The organism is Caballeronia sp. GACF4 (assembly GCF_023631025.1).
Lineage (GTDB): Bacteria > Pseudomonadota > Gammaproteobacteria > Burkholderiales > Burkholderiaceae > Caballeronia.
Genome location: NZ_JALQDW010000004.1, coordinates 86,596 through 103,708, shown reverse-complemented (window position 1 = coordinate 103,708; position 17,113 = coordinate 86,596). Strand labels below are relative to the sequence as shown.

At 64.0% G+C, this 17,113-nt stretch carries 12 protein-coding genes; 6 read left to right on the top strand and 6 right to left on the bottom strand.

Annotated features, from left to right (window positions below):
- Position 1: 1 nt before the first annotated feature.
- Positions 2–997: a glycosyltransferase family 2 protein gene (locus NCR40_RS04350; protein WP_250508817.1), complete on the top strand. Its 996-nt coding sequence runs from the start codon at positions 2–4 to the stop codon at positions 995–997.
- Positions 998–1,051: 54 nt separating this feature from the next.
- Positions 1,052–1,813 (top strand): glycosyltransferase family 2 protein, encoded by a 762-nt coding sequence (locus NCR40_RS04345; protein ID WP_250508816.1) that lies wholly within the window; start codon positions 1,052–1,054, stop codon positions 1,811–1,813.
- 24 nt (positions 1,814–1,837) lie between these two features.
- Here NCR40_RS04345 and NCR40_RS04340 read toward each other — a convergent pair whose 3' ends face one another.
- Both NCR40_RS04340 and dnaE read right to left on the bottom strand, forming a co-directional pair.
- The gene (locus NCR40_RS04340; protein WP_250492102.1) at positions 1,838–2,899 is read right to left on the bottom strand and encodes a glycosyltransferase family 4 protein; all 1,062 of its coding nucleotides are present in this window, start codon (positions 2,897–2,899) and stop codon (positions 1,838–1,840) included.
- On the bottom strand, positions 2,899–6,429 hold the full coding sequence (gene dnaE, locus NCR40_RS04335; RefSeq protein WP_459908589.1) for a DNA polymerase III subunit alpha: 3,531 nt from the start codon (positions 6,427–6,429) through the stop codon (positions 2,899–2,901). The genes NCR40_RS04340 and dnaE overlap by 1 nt, the downstream gene beginning before the upstream one ends.
- Before the next feature lie 213 nt (positions 6,430–6,642).
- Between dnaE and NCR40_RS04330 the strand changes: the two genes are divergently transcribed.
- Positions 6,643–7,497: a sulfurtransferase gene (locus tag NCR40_RS04330; protein WP_250464190.1), complete on the top strand. Its 855-nt coding sequence runs from the start codon at positions 6,643–6,645 to the stop codon at positions 7,495–7,497.
- A gap of 19 nt (positions 7,498–7,516) precedes the next feature.
- The gene (gene gluQRS / locus NCR40_RS04325) at positions 7,517–8,392 is read left to right on the top strand and encodes a tRNA glutamyl-Q(34) synthetase GluQRS (RefSeq protein WP_250508814.1); all 876 of its coding nucleotides are present in this window, start codon (positions 7,517–7,519) and stop codon (positions 8,390–8,392) included.
- Between the two features lie 241 nt (positions 8,393–8,633).
- Here gluQRS and NCR40_RS04320 read toward each other — a convergent pair whose 3' ends face one another.
- From NCR40_RS04320 to purT, 4 genes are all read right to left on the bottom strand, one after another.
- Entirely contained in the window at positions 8,634–10,103 is a 1,470-nt protein-coding gene (locus tag NCR40_RS04320) for a DEAD/DEAH box helicase (RefSeq protein WP_250464186.1), read from the bottom strand.
- 422 nt (positions 10,104–10,525) lie between these two features.
- Positions 10,526–10,858, bottom strand: coding sequence for an MliC family protein (locus NCR40_RS04315; protein ID WP_404989027.1), 333 nt, complete (start codon positions 10,856–10,858; stop codon positions 10,526–10,528).
- A 94-nt stretch (positions 10,859–10,952) separates the two neighbouring features.
- Positions 10,953–11,108 carry a DUF6726 family protein gene (locus tag NCR40_RS04310; RefSeq protein WP_309845184.1) on the bottom strand — a complete coding sequence of 52 codons (156 nt, stop codon included), beginning with the start codon at positions 11,106–11,108 and terminating at the stop codon, positions 10,953–10,955.
- 45 nt (positions 11,109–11,153) lie between these two features.
- On the bottom strand, positions 11,154–12,422 hold the full coding sequence (gene purT, locus NCR40_RS04305; protein ID WP_244827520.1) for a formate-dependent phosphoribosylglycinamide formyltransferase: 1,269 nt from the start codon (positions 12,420–12,422) through the stop codon (positions 11,154–11,156).
- Between the two features lie 296 nt (positions 12,423–12,718).
- On the opposite strand from purT, the gene NCR40_RS04300 reads away from it, so the two are divergent.
- Both NCR40_RS04300 and NCR40_RS04295 read left to right on the top strand, forming a co-directional pair.
- Positions 12,719–13,291: an META domain-containing protein gene (locus NCR40_RS04300; protein WP_250492099.1), complete on the top strand. Its 573-nt coding sequence runs from the start codon at positions 12,719–12,721 to the stop codon at positions 13,289–13,291.
- Positions 13,292–13,505: 214 nt separating this feature from the next.
- The gene (locus tag NCR40_RS04295) at positions 13,506–17,108 is read left to right on the top strand and encodes a DNA translocase FtsK (protein ID WP_502800967.1); all 3,603 of its coding nucleotides are present in this window, start codon (positions 13,506–13,508) and stop codon (positions 17,106–17,108) included.
- Positions 17,109–17,113 lie beyond the last annotated feature (5 nt).

Below are 17,113 nucleotides of genomic sequence, written 5' to 3'. Positions count from 1 at the left end.
CATGTCAGGAATATCACAGCCAGAGCAGAACGCGCCGCTCGCGAGTCTCTTGCTCATTACCTTCAATCAGCAGGAAACCGTTGCCGACGCGATTGCCGGGGCGGTCGCGCAAACCTGGTCGCCGCTGGAAATCCTCATTTCCGACGATGCCTCCTCCGACGCCACTTACGCCGTCGCCGAGCGCTGTGTGCGCGAATATCGCGGGCCGCATACGGTGCGGCTGTATCGAAACGAGAAGAACACGGGTATCAGCGCGCATCTCAGTGCGCTCGCGGCGCGCGCATCGGGCGAGATGCTTTTTATCGCGGCGGGCGACGATATCTCGCGACCGGAACGCGTCACGCGCGTCATGGAAGTGTGGCTCGCAAGCGGCAAGCGCCACGACCTCATCGCGACCGACCTGCAAGACCTCGATGGCGAAGGCAATACGCACGACATCCTGCGCGTAACGGACCTCGACGACTATCGCAGCTTCGACGACTGGATGGAACGGCGGCCTCATCTGGTCGGCGCGGCGCATGCGTGGGCGCGGCGTCTCTTCGAGGAGTTCGGGCCGATCGCGCCCGGCATCTACGGCGAAGACCAGATCATGGCGTTTCGCGCGATCATGAGTCACGGCGCGCATACGCTGCACGAACCGCTCGTGCTGTACCGGCGCGGCGGGCTGTCGAGCAAGCGCAAATGGCGCACGCCGGCGGAATTCGTCGCGCGTATCAAGCTAGCGAATATCAACGGATCGGGCGAGACGCGTCAGCTCGAAAGCGACGCGGACAAGGTCGGCGTCGGCGCTCGGATGCGCGCAATGCTGGCGCGAAAGTCGGCGCGCGAGCGCTACGTGAGCGCCGTGTTCGGCGACGCGTCGTTGGCGCGCAAGGTCGCGTTGCTGGCTGGATCGAATGAAGTCAGTCCGGGATTTCGCATCAAGATGTTCGTGTATGCGACGTGCCCGTGGCTGCTTTCGCCGTTCTTCTTCGTGAAATGGCATTTGCGCGGCTAGGCTTTTCCAATCGAACGTGACCACGACAAGAATCAGAGGCCGGACTCGGGCAACATGAAATCGCCAACGCTTGGCATCGCCATCATCACCTACAACGCGGCCGCGCGGCTCGCGCAATGTCTCGACTCGGTTTCGTTCGCGGATGACATCGTCATCGTCGATGGCGGCAGCACCGACGCCACCGTGGGTATCGCCCAGGCACATCGCGCGCGCGTGATCGAAGCGCGCGACTGGCCCGGCTTCGGGCCGCAGAAGAATCGCGCGCTGGATGCGCTCGCCACCGACTGGGTCTTGTCTATCGATGCCGACGAAGTCGTGACGCCCGAACTCGCCGCATCGATTCGAGCCGCCATCACTCACCCGCAAGCGGATGTCTATTCGGTCGACCGGTTATCGAGTTTTTGCGGAACGTGGGTGAGACACAGCGGCTGGTATCCGGACTGGATTCCCCGGCTGTTCAAGCGGGGCGCGGCGCGCTTCTCGTCGGATCTCGTGCACGAGCGTCTGGTGCTTTCCACGGACGAGCCCGCGATCAGGCTCAATGGCCGGCTGATGCACTACTCCTACGAAGACTTCGAGACCGTGCTGCGCAAGCTGGACGCTTATTCGACCGCGGGCGCCGTGCAGCGTTATGCGGCAGGCAAGCGCGGCGGTTTCGGGGTTGCGCTTACACGCGGCACGTGGGCTTTTTTGCGAACGTATTTTCTGCGCCGCGGTTTTCTCGATGGGCGCACGGGCTTCATGATCGCGCTCTTCAATGCGCAGACGGTGTATTACCGGTTCTTGAAGCTCGAGCATCTGAACGAGAGACGATAGGCGCCACGGCTTGGCTCAGCGGCTTCAACGACCGCCGCTGATTTCTTCCGCTAGCGCCAGCAGCGCATTCACATGCGACGCGACGCTCGCGTCATAACGAACGGCATTGCCGGATACGCGGCGTCGTGAAGCAATTGCCGCAGCGACGACGCGCCGCAGGTCGTCCGCATCGCCAGATTTGAAAACGTGCTTGGCGCTTTCGTCGATGGCATCGCCACAGCCGATGCAGGCCGGAAAGATCACCGGCGTGCCGCACATGACCGATTCGATGCCCACGAGCCCAAACGGCTCGTAGCTCGACGCGAGAATGGTGAAGTCCGCCGCGCGATAAGCGTCCTCGATATTTTTCGCGTAGCCGATATAGCGCACGTTCGGCGCGCTCTTCTCGGGCGCGCGCCCGGCGACGGCGATCACGATCGGCAAGCCTGCGCCGCCGAGCGCCTTCTCGATCAGCGGCAAACCCTTGCGCTCGTGACTGCTCGAAGGAAAGAGCAGCACGATTTCGTCTTCCTTGAAACCGAACCGTTCGCGCAGACGGGCGCGCGAGGTTTCATCGGCTAAGGCGAAACGCGCGCCATCCACGGGCGGATAAAGCACGCGAATCTTCCGTTCGTCGATGCCGTAGAGTCCGCGAAGCTCGTTACGCATCATGTCCGAGTGCGCGACGATCACGCGCGCGTCCCGATACTGCCTGCGTTCGAGCGCGATCTGCCGCGTATCCGACCGCTTTTCGCGACGCCCGGTTGCGCGCAGAAAGCCGATATGCGTGCCTCCGCAGATGGCGATCTCCGAGCCTTCCACGCGATTGCAGCCGATCAGCACGTCGACCCTGGCCTTATTGCGCGCGCGCTTGAGCGCCCACGAAAAATACACATCGCGCAGCTTGCCCGGCAGAAACGACACCTTGATGCGATGCGCCTCGACGAGCTTGCTCTCCGGCAACGACGAGTCGATCTTGCGGGCAAAGAACGCAGGCTTTTGGCGGCCCTCGAAGCCGGCGGCGGCAAGACCGCGCACCAGGTCCATGGCGTAGCGTTCGAGCCCGCCGCTCAGTTTGAGCGCGTTCGCCGAGATGCCGATGCGCATCAGTAGACGATTTCGATTGCGCTGCCCGCGAACTCGCCGCGCAGCGCGGTGATGAGTTCGTCGGTGGGCTTGACGCGCCAGGCATCGCCGAGCCGCACTTCGCCTTCCGCATGCTCGCTGCGATAAACGATGCTCACGTTCAAGCCGTTCGGGATGGGTGCGGACTGGCGCTGCCTGCCGTTTTCGCGCGCGGGCGGCGCCACGGCCGCCGGCGCTTCCGCACCCGCCGCATGCGCTTCGAGCACGCGGCGCAGACGCAAGGAATCCGCGTTGCCGTTCATCTCGACCTTTACCGACTGCGCGTAGCGGCTGCGCGCGCGTTCGAGGTCCATCGCGGTATCGACGGTAAAGCGAATGCCGCCGGTGAAGGCGTCGTTACGCGCCTGACCTTGCACCACGAGCAACTCGTCTTCCTTGAACAGCGCCTTGTTGGCTTCGAACTGCTCGTTGAACACGGTGACTTCGCACTGGCCGGTGCCGTCGTCGAGATTGACGATCAGCATCTTGCCGCGCTGGGTCATTTGCGTGCGCGTGGTCGAGATCACGCCCGCGACGAGCTTGTCGCGCCCTTCCTTCAGTTCGCCGATTTTCTGACGCACGAAGCGGCGCACTTCACCTTTGTAGGCGTCGAAGAGATGGCCAGACAGATAGAAACCGAGCGCGGTTTTTTCTTCCTGCAAGCGCTTCTTGTCGGACCACATGGGTTCATCGACGAGCTGATGCTTTTCGAGCGGCGCGTCGCCCATATCGAAGAGACCGCCTTGCATGGCGTTGGCGGCGGCCTGATCGGCGGCTTCCATGGCGAGCGGCACGGAGGCCAGCAGTTGCGCGCGGTTCTCGTGCAGGCAGTCGAACGCGCCCGCGCGGATCAGCGCTTCGACCGTGCGGCGATTCACGACGCGCCGGTCGATCCGCTCGCAGAAGTCGAAGAGATCCGCAAACGGCCCGTCTTCACGCGCACGCAGGATTTCTTCGATTGCGTTCTGGCCGCTGCCCTTCACCGCGCCCAGACCGTAGCGAATGGTCTTCGAGCGCTTGCCGTCCGCTTCGGCGACCGGTTCGAAGCGATACGCCGACTGGTTGATGTTCGGCGGCAGCACGGCCATGCCATTGCCGATGCAGTCCTCGAAGAGAATCTTGACCTTGTCGGTGTCGTCCATGGCGAGCGACATATTGGCCGCCATGAATTCCGCCGGATGGTGCGCCTTCAGCCACGCCGTGTGATAAGCGAGCAACGCGTAAGCCGCCGCGTGCGACTTGTTGAAGCCGTAGCCCGCGAATTTCTCCATGAGGTCGAAGGTGTCGTCCGCCTTCTGCGCGGTGAGACCGTTCTTCGCCGCGCCTTCGCGGAACAACTCGCGATGCACGGCCATCTCTTCGGGCTTCTTCTTGCCCATCGCGCGACGCAGCAAGTCCGCGCCGCCGAGCGAATAGCCGCCGATGATCTGCGCCATCTGCATCACCTGCTCCTGATAGACCATGATGCCGTAGGTCTCCTTCAGGACGGGCTCGACGCGCGGGTCCGGATACTCGACGATCTCGCGCCCGTGCTTACGCGCGCAGAAGCTCGGAATCAGGTCCATCGGGCCCGGACGATACAGCGCCACCAGCGCGATGATGTCCTCGAAGCGGTCCGGCTGCGCGTCCTTCAGCATGCCCTGCATGCCGCGGCTTTCCAGCTGGAACACGGCGACGGTATTCGCTTTCTTGAGGATCGAAAACGAAGCAGGGTCGTCGAGCGGAACCTGCGAGAGATTCCAGTCTCTCTTCGAGGGATCGAGCCGGCGAATATAGCGCTCGGCCCAGTCCAGGATGGTGAGCGTGGTCAGGCCCAAAAAGTCGAACTTGACCAGACCGACGGCTTCCACGTCGTCCTTGTCGTACTGACTGACCACGCCGCCGTCTTCGCCCTGCGTGTAGAGCGGACAGAAATCGGTGAGCTTGCCCGGCGCGATCAGCACGCCGCCCGCGTGCATGCCGACGTTACGCGTGAGCCCTTCCACGCGCTGCGCGAGTTCGAGCAATTGATGCACTTCGTCTTCGTTGTCGAAGCGCTCCTGCAGGGTCGGCTCTTCCTTCATCGCGTCCGCGATGGTCACGTGCTTGCCCGGCTTGAACGGGATGAGCTTGGCGACGCCGTCGGTGAACATGTAGCCGAGATCGAGCACGCGGCCGATGTCGCGCACCGCCGCCTTCGCCGCCATGGTGCCGAAGGTGGCGATCTGCGAAACCGCATCCGCGCCATATTTCTGCTTCACGTACTGAATGACGCGGTCGCGCCCTTCCTGACAGAAGTCGATGTCGAAGTCGGGCATCGACACGCGTTCGGGATTCAGGAAGCGTTCGAACAGCAGGTTGTAGCGCAGCGGGTCGAGATCGGTAATGCCGAGCGCATAAGCGACGAGCGAGCCCGCGCCCGAACCGCGGCCGGGACCCACCGGAACGCCATTGTTCTTCGCCCACATGATGAAGTCGGCGACGATCAGGAAGTAGCCCGGAAAGCCCATCTTGATGATCGTGCCGCACTCGAATTCGAGCCGCGCGTAATAAGTCTCGCGCTGTGCCTCGCGTTCGGCTTCATCGGGATAGAGCTGCGCGAGCCGCACCTCGAGGCCTTCCTTCGACAACTGCACGAGGTAGTCGTCGAGCGTAAGGCCATCCGGCGTGGGGAAAAGCGGCAGTTTGGGCTTGCCGAGTTCGAGCGTGAGATTACAGCGCTTCGCAATTTGGACCGTATTGGCGAGCGCGGAAGGAATATCCGCGAAAAGCGCGCACATTTCGTCTTGCGTGCGGAAATACTGCTCGGTCGTGAAGCGCTTCTGACGACGCGGATTGGCGAGGATATCGCCTTCCGAAATGCACACGCGCGCTTCGTGCGCGGTGTAGTCGTCGGGCGTCATGAATTGCAGCGGATGCGTGGCGACCACAGGCAACCCGAGCTTTGCGGCGAGCGCGACGGCCTCCTGAAAATAAGCCTGTTCGCCCGGCTGACCGGCGCGCTGCAGTTCGATGTAGAACGCGTTCGGAAAGAGCGCCGACCAGCGTTCGGCGTTGCGTTGCGCGCTTGCCGCGTTGCCCGCCGCGAACGCCATGCCGATGTCGCCCTGCTGCGCGCCGGAAATGGCGAGCAGACCTTCAGCCAGCCCTTCTTCGAGCCATTCGACGAGCACTTCAGCGCGCCCGCGATATTGATTCGTCAGCCACGCGCGGCTCAACAGTTCGCACAGGTTGAGATAGCCGGTCTTGTCGCGCACGAGCAGGATCAGCCGCGAAGGCTTGTCGCGATCGGCGGGATTGGTGATCCAGACGTCGCAGCCGGCAATGGGTTTGATGCCCTTGCTGCGCGCTTCCTTGTAGAAGCGCACGAGGCCGAACGCGTTGGCGAGATCAGTCAGCGCGAGTGCGCCCTGACCGTCTTTCGCGGCGGATTTGACGACGTCGTCCAGCCGCACGATGCCGTCGGCAATCGAGAACTCGGAGTGGACGCGAAGATGAACGAAGCGGGGATCTGACATGACGATATTGTACATGCGGCCCATCGCGAAAACGGCTAAGGGGCGCGCGTTAGCCGAACGGACAAGCCCTCGGCGATTCTCGAAATTGCGCTGGCGCAAACGGCGTGAACGCGGCGGCCCGCGCCTACGAAAAGACCTGCGCCATTTGCGGGATAATACGGAGTTGCGCGGCGTCCCAGCATCCGCTTTTTGCCGCCATTTTTACCGGCTTTGCCCCGTTATCCGATCATGAGCATTCTGAACCTCTCCGCCTACAAATTCGTTTCCATCGACGACAGCGCCGCGTGGCGCCCGCTCGTCACCGAACGCTGCAACGCGCTTGGCCTGAAGGGAACGATCCTGCTCGCGCCGGAGGGCATCAACCTCTTCATCGCGGGGCCGGTGGCGGAGGTGCGCGAGTTCATCGATTACATTCGGGGCGACGCGCTCTTCGGCGACCGCTTCGCCGATCTGCAATTCAAGGAAAGCCTCTCCGCAAAGCAACCGTTTCGCCGCATGCTGGTGAAACTCAAGCGCGAGATCATCACCATGAAGAAGCCCGCGATCAAGCCGGAACTCGGCCGCGCGCCCGCCGTCGATCCGGTGACGCTCAAGGCCTGGCTCGACCGTGGTCACGACGACGAAGGCCGTCCGGTCGTCATGCTCGACACGCGCAATGCCTTCGAAGTGGACGTCGGCACGTTCGACCACGCGCTCGACTACCGCATCACGAAATTCAGCGAGTTTCCCGAGGTGATCGAACAGAACCGTGCCGATCTGGAAGGCAAGACGGTGGTGTCGTTCTGCACGGGCGGAATTCGTTGCGAGAAAGCTGCGATTCACATGAAGGAAGTGGGCATCGATCACGTCTATCAACTCGAGGGCGGCATCCTCAAGTATTTCGAGGAAGTGGGCGGCGCGCATTACTCGGGCGAATGTTTCGTGTTCGACTACCGCACGGCGCTCGATCCGAACCTGCAGCAGACCTCCACTTCGCAATGCTTCGGCTGCCGCGCGGTGGTCAGCGTGGAAGATCAGCAGTCGCCGTTGTACGTGCCGGGCGCCACGTGCCCCGCGTGTCATCCGGATGCGAAGGCCGCCTAAACCTTGAACGAGCCCTGAGATGACTTACCGTGGCCGCTTCGCGCCCTCGCCCACCGGGCCGCTGCACGCGGGGTCGCTCGTCAGCGCGCTTGCTAGTCTTCTCGATGCGCGGGCGCATCGCGGTAGCTGGATCGTGCGAATAGAAGATGTCGATGCACCGCGCACGGTGGCTGGCGCGGCCGACGAGATTCTCGCAACGCTCGCGCATTTCGGCATGCATTCGGACGAACCGCCGGTCTGGCAAAGTCAACGCGACGCGGCTTATCAAGATGCATTCGAGCGCTTGCTTGCCGCCGGCTTCGTTTATCCCTGCGGCTGCACGCGACGCGAGATCGCCGACTCGCTCGTTCATGCGCATGCTCGTCACGCGACACTCGCTTATCCCGGTACTTGTCGAAGCGGCTTGCATGGCCGTCCCGCGCGCGCGTGGCGACTGCGCGTGCCGGACGGCGACGCGGCGCGCGTCGGTTTCGTGGATCGCTGGCAGGGAATACAGACGCAAGATCTTGCGGCCGAAGTCGGCGATTTTGCCTTGAAGCGTGCGGATGGGCTGTGGGCGTATCAACTGGCTGTCGTCGTCGACGACGCTTCAGCCGGCATTACGCATGTCGTGCGCGGCGCAGACCTGCTGGATTCGACCGCGCGGCAGATTTATCTTCAGCGATGTCTCGATGTGCCGACGCCGTCGTATCTGCATGTGCCTGTCGTCAGCAACGATGCGGGCGAGAAACTCAGCAAGCAGACGGGCGCGGCGCCGCTTGGCCGTGACGCGCCGCTGGATGCGTTGGTGCAGGCGGCGCGGCATTTGAGTATCGAAGTGGCCGCCGCCGGTTCGCTCGAGTCGTTTTATGCGGATGCGACCGCGCAGTGGGCGCGTCGGTTCGGGATTATCTAGTGGCGTGCGTTCGCTTTTGAGGGGCTAATCGCTCGCGCCGCGTAAGCGTTCGACTGACGAGTGCGGTGCGAGATTGGGCCTTTTGTCGCGTCAGGACGTTGGCTGCGGCCTTTAAGGGGTCAAAGAGCGGCACATAAAAAAAGCAACCTGACCGGTTGCCCTTTTCATCCCACACGTACCGTTCCCAACGGTTCGACGGCAGTCGCAGAGACCACCGTTTCTTAGAGCTTCACGCGCCAACTCAAGTCGACTTACGCAACGCACCCAACCCGCCAAGCAACGCGGCCAACGGCTGCTTCGGCGCGCTCTTGCGCTCCGGCTCGACGCTTTCCTCATGCCGCTTCACCGCCGAGGGCGAGGGCTCGTAAGGCTTGAGGAAGAATTCGTCCACCGGCTGCTGACGCCCGCGCGGCCGATCATACGACGACCCCGACGTGCGCCGGCGCGGACCCGCTTCTTCCCGCGCGCCATGCCGATGTTCGCTGCGCTCCGGGCGGACCGGCCGCTCGTCGCGCCGCGCGCCTTCACGGCGCACCGGCGTCGCTACTTCGAGCGTCATCACTTCGAGCGGACGCTTGATCAGCTTCTCGATGTCGGCAAGCTGCTTGCGTTCGTTCGCGCTGCACAGCGACAACGCGTCGCCCGACGCACCCGCGCGCCCCGTGCGACCGATACGGTGCACGTAATCTTCCGCGCTGAACGGCAAGTCGAAGTTGATGACCGCCGGCAATTCGGCGATGTCGAGCCCGCGCGCGGCCACGTCGGTTGCGACGAGTGCTTCGATCTCGCCGCGCTTGAACGCGTCGAGCGCCTGCATGCGCTCGCCTTGCGTACGGTCGCCGTGAATCGCGGTGGCGACGATGCCATCACGTTCCAGCACGCGCGCCAACCGGCTCGCGCCGATCTTGCTGTTGCAGAACACGATGACCTGCTTTAATCCGCGCTGGCGGATCAGTTGCGCGACGGCGCCCGACTTGTCGCTCTCGTGCACTTCGAAGACGATCTGCCGCACGTTGGTCGCGGTGGAGTTGCTGCGCGCGACTTCGATGGTCTGCGGGTTGCGCAAGTAAGTTGCCGCGAGCTTCTTGATTTCAGGCGAGAACGTCGCCGAAAACAGCAGCGTCTGACGCTCCTTAGGCAGCAGATTCAGAATGCGCTGCAGGTCCGGCAGAAAGCCCATGTCGAGCATGCGGTCGGCTTCGTCGAGGACGAGCATCTGCACCTGGCCGAGATTGAGCGTCTTCTGCTGAACGTGATCGAGCAGACGTCCCGGCGTCGCGATGAGAATCTCCACGCCACGGCGCAACGCATCCGACTGCGGATTCATGTCGACGCCGCCGAACACCACCGTGCTGCGCAACGCAGTGTGCTTCGAGTAGGTCTGCACGTTGGCGGCGACCTGATCGGCAAGTTCGCGCGTGGGCGTAAGCATCAGCGCGCGCACGGGATGGCGGGCGGGCGAGGCGCTCGTATTGGCCATCGGCAAAAGACGCTGGATGATCGGCAGCGAAAAACTCGCGGTCTTGCCCGTGCCGGTCTGCGCCGCGCCCATCACATCGCGGCCCGCGAGCACGACGGGAATGGCCTGCTCCTGGATCGGCGTGGGCGTGGTATAGCCGGACTCGCTCACTGCCTTGAGGATGTCGGCGGCCAGGCCGAACTGATCGAACGTAGGCGCGGTGGACGGGTTCGTGGCGACGGAATCTGACATGGTGACTATTGGGCTTTCGCTAAAAATCCGCTTGAAGCGGTGCGTAAGCGGGCGTTCGGTCGATTACGCGTGAGTATTTCGGTGACGCGGAGGATTGTCCGCGCAAGCATTTGTGCGCGGCGCTTGCCATGCACTTGAAGCGCGCCGGGCAGGAAAACGAGCGCCTGACGCAGATTCGGCCGATGGTCGCGGCCTGCGGAACGCCGCAGGTTCGGGCACAAGGCCCGCTGCGATGGAACACGGCTTCGATGATGCTTTCAAGGCGGCCGACGCACGCTCAAGTGGAAGGCCACGCGAGCCGATGCGAACCACGACGCTGCAGGGCAAAAATCTTAGCCGGAAAGCCGCACATTGTAGCATCCGGCGTCGATCCGCCCCTTTCCGCGCTTCATGCGGACAGAGGCGCACGACGTAGGCCGCGCTTACTTGTTGTGCGCCTCGCAATCGGCCAGTAGCGGCGGCGAGTCCTTGGCCGCCATCTCGTCATAGAGATTGGCCTGCGGTCCCTTGGTCCACCACGTATATTGATCCGCGACGTATTTGGCCCCGGAACCCGCGATCACGTTGACGAACAGCAGTTTGCGGCCATCCACCGTCAATGCCGCGAAGCTCTGGTGATTGCGTGCGTTGGTGTATTGCACCGACACGCTCTTGCCATCCTTGCAGTCGTAGCGCGTGGTCTGCGTCGAGGCGGTCTGGATTTGCGGCACGGTGAGCGGCATCGCGCGCGCGGTCGTGGCAATCGTGGACGCCATAAGAAGCGCGGCCGAAAGTACGAGAGATCGTTTCATCATCGGGTCCGGAAATCGTGGGAAGCGGCTCGGCGAGCCTTGATGGATGGCCCGAAGATCATGGATCGATCACATCCGCGCAGGCGTCCGTGGGCGCGGCCGCGACATGGCCGACCACCGGCACGATCTTCAAACCCGCTGACGCGATCCGGCACGGAGCCGCGGCCAGCCCGCAGCCCGAAAGTCCCGCGCACGCCACGATCAACGCGGCCATGATGATTCGCTTCACTATCTTCTCCCTGCCATTTGCAGGCGATGGTCAGCCCGGTCGACTCGATACGGGCTTTACTTTCGACGCCGCCAGCTTCGCGCGCTCACGCGCTTCGCCGGTATCGACGCCAGTAGCGAGCGCGACGCCCATGCGCCGTTTCGCGAAGCTCTCGGGCTTGCCGAAGAGGCGCAGATCCGCGCCCGGCACCGCAAGCGCTTCGGCCACGCCTTCGAAGGCGATACCCGCTTCGTCGAGGCCGCCGTAGATCACCGCCGATGCGCCCGGCGTTTGCAGCGCGGTATCGACGGGCAAGCCGAGAATGGCGCGCGCGTGCAGTTCGAACTCGGAGAAACGCTGCGTGGCGAGCGTCACGAGACCCGTGTCGTGTGGACGCGGACTGACTTCCGAAAACCATACGTCATCGCCGCGCACGAAGAGTTCCACGCCGAAGAGGCCGCGTCCGCCGAGCGCGGTCGTCACCTTTGCCGCGACATCGCGCGAGCGGGCGAGCGCGACGGCGCTCATCGCCTGCGGCTGCCAGGATTCGACGTAATCACCCGCCACCTGCACGTGGCCGATAGGCTCGCAGAAAAAGGTCGCCGTCTCGCCGGTCGCGGGGTCGGCCGCGCGCACGGTGAGTTGCGTGATTTCGTACTCGAAGTCGATGAACCCTTCCACGATCACGCGCCCGTGGTTCACGCGCCCGCCCGCCATCGCGTAGTTCCAGGCGGGCTCGACATCCGCGTCGCTTCCGAGCACGGATTGTCCCTTGCCCGAGGACGACATGACGGGCTTCACCACGCACGGAAAACCGATCTTCGCGATCGCCGCCTTCATCTCTTCGAGCGACTGCGCGAACGCGTACGGCGAGGTCGGCAAGCCGAGCGTCTCGGCGGCCAGGCGGCGAATGCCTTCGCGATTCATCGTCAATTGCGTGGCGCGCGCGGTCGGAATCACGGTGGCAATGCCAGCGGCTTCGATGTCGGCGAGCGCGTCGGTGGCGATTGCCTCGATCTCGGGCACGATCAGATGCGGCGACTCTTGCTCGACGAGCGCGCGCAGCGCCACGGCATCGGTCATGTCGATGACATGCGCCCGGTGCGCGACCTGATGCCCCGGCGCGTTCGCATAGCGATCCACCGCGATCACCTCGACGCCGAGCCGCTGCAACGCGATGATCACTTCCTTGCCGAGCTCGCCCGCGCCGAGCAACATCACGCGCGTGGCATGCGCCGAAAGCGGCGTGCCGATGCGGCGCTCGACGTCGGTCGCTGCATTCGTGCCGGTAGCGGGGTCGCGTTGCGAGTCGGTGTGCATGAGTGCTCCAGAAATCGGATTCGGTGGCGCCTGTTGCTCGAACATTCGATGAGGCGAGAATGGCCCGGATGTTAACACGCACCGCTTAGTGCAACAGCTCTGCCATTCGGTCTATTGACAGGCGCCAAGAGCAGTATGACAAGCGGTATCGCTGCTCAGTTGCAAGGCATTCGCGTGCTTTTCAAAGATCGTCGACGGGAGGAAAGCGCTGCCGATCATTTTGTTGCATCGAGCGCTGGACAAATCGTAGGACGAGTGCGATACCCTTACGGTTTCGCCAGTTTCAGGACTCCCCGATGCCCACGCACTTCATCCGCACACCGTCTTCGTCGCCGCTTTTTCGGGGAGCGCCGGCGTGGCTCACACGTGCATCGCGGCGCGCCGGTGTGCTGCTGCTCGCCACGGGTTTCATCGCCGGCTGCGCGCTCCCCAAGCATCCCGACGCGAGCGCGCCGCCCACCGATCCCTACAACCCCGCCGCCACGCAATTGCTCGACGACACGCAATGGCAGCTCACGCGCTGGACCGATGCAAGCGGCAAGCCGCGTGCGCTTCCTCAGGACGCGGGCGGCGCGCAGCCCATCACGCTCGACTTTTCGACGGCGAGCGGCCATCGGCGCGCGAGCGGCTTTTCCGGTTGCAACCGCTTCGCGGGCGCCTATGACCTGAAAGACGGCAAGCTCACGTTCGGCCCGCTCGCCGGTACGCGCATGGCCTGCGTCTCCGGCACGGGCGGTGCGTTGGAGCAGCCGTATTTGGATGGACTCGCACATGTCGCCAGAAGCGGCGTTCAGATGAACCCGCCGCCAGCGTTGCAACTGACGCTCGCCGATGGACAGGTGCTCACGTTCGCGCCGCGGCCAAAGTAAGCGCGAGGTGTTGCGTGCTCGCGCCATACCTATCGGCGCACGCCGCAACCGTTAAACTGCCTGGTTGAACGCGCATGCGTCCGAAGCCGGCAGCGAGTCTGGTCCTGTCTCATACGTCTCACCCAACATTGGTTCTATCTCTAGCATGCAAATGGTAGTTCTCGGCTGGTTCGGTGCATCAGTCGTCTGGATCCTTCCACTCCTCTGGCGTATCGTGAAATCGGTGCTCCCGAGCGGCAGCGGACTGCGCGGCCCCGGCACGATCCGGCTGTGGGTCGGCTTCTTCTGCGTATTGCTGTCGAGCAGCGTGCTCGAAGGCCTGCTTGCAAGTGGCGTCGAAACGCAGGCGAATATCAATCGCGGTGGTCGGGCGCTTGCCTTGCTTCTCGTCAATCTGGCTTATCCGGCTGGCGCGATTGCCGTTGCGGCCCTCGTGCTGGCAATGTTCGCGCCGTGGCTCGTCGAGTTCTCGTGGCGCTCGGTGCTGATCTGGTTCGATGAAGCGTTCGGCTTCGATTTACCGAAGAGCTGGCTGACACCACCCGAAAAAAACGAGCGCGAACCGCAGCCGAAGAAGGAACGCCGTGGGCGACGCGATGCATCCGGCTGGTTCGAGCGTCGTGCGCGCGACAAGACCAAGACGACGCGCGAGATCCCCGTGCGCGGCATCGGCGCAGATCGTTTCGATGCCTCGTCCGTGCGCGTGCCGCAGGATGAGCCCACGCTCGGTTTGCCGACCGGCAAGCAACGCGGACGCTATCGGCGGCCTACCGCGTGGCGTCCGCCTTCGATCGGCAAGAGCGGCGCGAATCGCGATCAGGCGTCGGCGAGAAATACCGCGTCGACCAACTATGCCGCCGTGCGTCTCAGCCGATCCTCGTTCGAAGCGGAAAGCGCGTCCGGTCGGCCGATGCCTATCGAGCCGGTCGCACCCGGTGGATGGTTGAATCCGTCCACGCAGCCGCGTGCCTCGGTGTCGCCGGGGGCGCGGCCGGCACAAGGCGCGAATGGCCCGACAGCGTCGGCGCGAACTTCCGCGGGAATGGCTGCGGCTTCTGCGTCGCGCAGTACTGCCTCATCGGTTGCGGTCGAGCCGCGCGGGAATGTTCTTCGGGCGGGTGCGGCTCCGGCTGCATCGGCTGCACTGGCCCGGGGTGGCACCGCTTCAGTATCGGCAGGAGGCAATGCACGCGGTCCGATGCCCGCACAAAGTCGTGCGGGGCAGACTTCGCCCGGGCTCGTGCGGCGCGCGCCGCCCGCTCGTCCGACCGCAACACCGGCCACGCGTGACTTTGCTGGGCGTTCGCTGCCAACGCCCGCCGACGCGCTGGCGCGTTCGGCACTTCCGCCGCTCGAACCACCTCCACCGCCCGAGTCCGTTCAGGCGACGCTGCGATCTATCGAGGAGAACGCCGCGTTATGGACGTCGCTCGCCGGAACGGGGCTCGCGCGTGAACCTGAAGCGATGGTGGCGGATATGGCCGCAGCGTCTGGCTCGCAAGTCGCATCGCAATCTGCGAGCGACGCCGTGACGCGAGCGCCCACGAGTACGGAACCTGTCGACTTCTCTCCGAAGCCAGCGGACACGTTGATCGATGGCGGTCTGAACGCGAACGGCGCCATTCCAGACGATGCCACCTCCGTTGGGGCAAGCGCGCTCGTTTTCTCACGCATGGGAGCCAACGTTGCGTCACAAGCACCGGCAGCGGTTTCGTTGGACGCGCCCGCAACGCCCGCTACGCCACCGATTCATCGCGAGTTCACGCCGGAGCACGCCGAGCCTGACTTGGTCGAGCCAACGCGTCACACCGAAACGCCTGCACCGCCGTGGCTGGACGAGCCGTCATCGTCGCCGAGATACGAGCCACCTCCGCTGCCGTCGTTCCTGCCGATGGACGAGCCGCCGCCGCTCGCGGACGCATTCGACGATGCTCGCGACCAGCCCGCCCCGTCTGGTGCGGATCCCTTGCGAAACGCGACCGCATTGCCTCCCGACGAAACAATCCGAAGCACATCCACGTTGCCTGGCGACGAAACCGGCCAAAGCGCACCCGCATTGCCGCGCGACGGCACCGTGCGGCACGCGCCCGCGTCGCTTCGAGACGAATCGATCCAAAGCGCTTCGACGTCGCCCGTCCACGAGACCGCGCGCGAGGAAGCCCTCGACGCGCCGGAAAAGCCATCGAACATCGTGCGCTTCCCCATCGCCGTCCCGCTGCAAGAGGCCGAAGCCGAAGCGCCACCCGCCGCAACAACGTCGCCAGCAAGCGCCCCGCGCCCGCCGGTACGCGGCTTCGCGCCTACCGAATTCGAATTCCACGCGCCGCACGCATCCGCAGTTGAATTGCCCACGCTCGACCTGCTCGAACCCGCATCCGAAGACGCCGAACCCGTCTCCGAACAGCAACTCGCCGAAACCGGCCAGCTAATCGAACAACGGCTGCAGGAATTCAAGGTGCCCGTCACGGTCGTCGGCGCATCCGCTGGCCCCGTCATCACGCGCTTCGAAGTGGACCCGGCGCTCGGCGTGCGCGGCAGTCAGATCGTCGGCCTCATGAAGGATCTATCGCGAGGCCTCGGTCTCACGTCGATCCGCGTCGTCGAAACGATTCCCGGCAAAACCTGCATGGGCCTCGAACTGCCGAACGCGAAACGCCAGATGATCCGTCTGTCCGAGATTCTCGAACAGGACGTGTACCGCGCGTCGAAGTCGAATCTCACCATCGCGATGGGCAAGGACATCGTCGGCAATCCGGTCGTCACCGACCTCGCCAAGGCGCCGCACATGCTGGTCGCGGGCACGACGGGCTCCGGCAAGTCGGTCGCGATCAACGCAATGATCCTTTCGCTGCTCTACAAGGCGACGCCTGAGGACGTGCGCCTCATCATGATCGACCCGAAGATGCTGGAACTGTCCGTTTACGAAGGCATTCCGCATCTGCTCGCACCCGTCGTCACCGACATGAAGCTCGCGTCGAACGCGCTCAACTGGTGTGTCGGCGAAATGGAAAAGCGCTACCGGCTGATGTCGGCGGTAGGCGTGCGCAATCTGCAGGGCTTCAATCAAAAGATCCGCGCCACCGAAGCGGCCGGCAAGAAGCTCACGAATCCGTTTTCCTTGACGCCCGATGCACCCGAGCCGCTATCGACGCTGCCGCTCATCGTCGTGATCATCGACGAACTGGCCGACCTCATGATGGTCGCGGGCAAGCAAATCGAACAATTGATCGCGCGTCTTGCGCAGAAGGCGCGCGCGGCCGGCATCCACCTGATTCTCGCGACGCAGCGGCCTTCGGTCGATGTCATCACGGGTCTCATCAAGGCCAACATTCCGACGCGCGTGGCGTTTCAGGTGTCGTCCAAGATCGATTCGCGCACGATTCTCGATCAGATGGGCGCGGAATCGCTGCTCGGCGCAGGCGACATGCTGTTCCTGCCACCCGGCACCGGCTACCCGCAACGCATACACGGCGCGTTCGTCGCGGACGACGAAGTGCATCGCGTGGTCGAATATTTGAAGCAGTTTGGCGAGCCGGAATACGAGGAAGGCATTCTGTCCGGGCCGACGTCCGAAGGCGCGTCGCCAGACCTGTTCGGCGAAACGCCCGAGGCCGAAGCCGACCCGCTCTACGACGAAGCCGTCGCGTTCGTGTTGCGCACACGGCGCGCCTCGATTTCGTCGGTGCAGCGGCAACTGCGTATTGGCTATAACCGCGCGGCGCGGCTCGTCGAGCAGATGGAAACGGCCGGGCTCGTCTCCTCGATGGGCAGCAACGGCAATCGCGAAGTGCTCGCACCGCCGGGCCCGGCCGACTAAGCGTT

What these genes read in the sequence shown, in the direction of transcription:
- NCR40_RS04350 (WP_250508817.1), top strand. Translation starts at nt 2, where the DNA reads ATGTCAGGAATATCACAGCCAGAGCAGAACGCGCCGCTCGCGAGTCTC.
- NCR40_RS04345 (WP_250508816.1), top strand. Translation starts at nt 1,052, where the DNA reads ATGAAATCGCCAACGCTTGGCATCGCCATCATCACCTACAACGCGGCC.
- NCR40_RS04340 (WP_250492102.1), bottom strand. Translation starts at nt 2,899, where the DNA reads ATGCGCATCGGCATCTCGGCGAACGCGCTCAAACTGAGCGGCGGGCTC.
- dnaE (WP_459908589.1), bottom strand. Translation starts at nt 6,429, where the DNA reads ATGTACAATATCGTCATGTCAGATCCCCGCTTCGTTCATCTTCGCGTC.
- NCR40_RS04330 (WP_250464190.1), top strand. Translation starts at nt 6,643, where the DNA reads ATGAGCATTCTGAACCTCTCCGCCTACAAATTCGTTTCCATCGACGAC.
- gluQRS (WP_250508814.1), top strand. Translation starts at nt 7,517, where the DNA reads ATGACTTACCGTGGCCGCTTCGCGCCCTCGCCCACCGGGCCGCTGCAC.
- NCR40_RS04320 (WP_250464186.1), bottom strand. Translation starts at nt 10,103, where the DNA reads ATGTCAGATTCCGTCGCCACGAACCCGTCCACCGCGCCTACGTTCGAT.
- NCR40_RS04315 (WP_404989027.1), bottom strand. Translation starts at nt 10,858, where the DNA reads ATGGCGTCCACGATTGCCACGACCGCGCGCGCGATGCCGCTCACCGTG.
- NCR40_RS04310 (WP_309845184.1), bottom strand. Translation starts at nt 11,108, where the DNA reads ATGGCCGCGTTGATCGTGGCGTGCGCGGGACTTTCGGGCTGCGGGCTG.
- purT (WP_244827520.1), bottom strand. Translation starts at nt 12,422, where the DNA reads ATGCACACCGACTCGCAACGCGACCCCGCTACCGGCACGAATGCAGCG.
- NCR40_RS04300 (WP_250492099.1), top strand. Translation starts at nt 12,719, where the DNA reads ATGCCCACGCACTTCATCCGCACACCGTCTTCGTCGCCGCTTTTTCGG.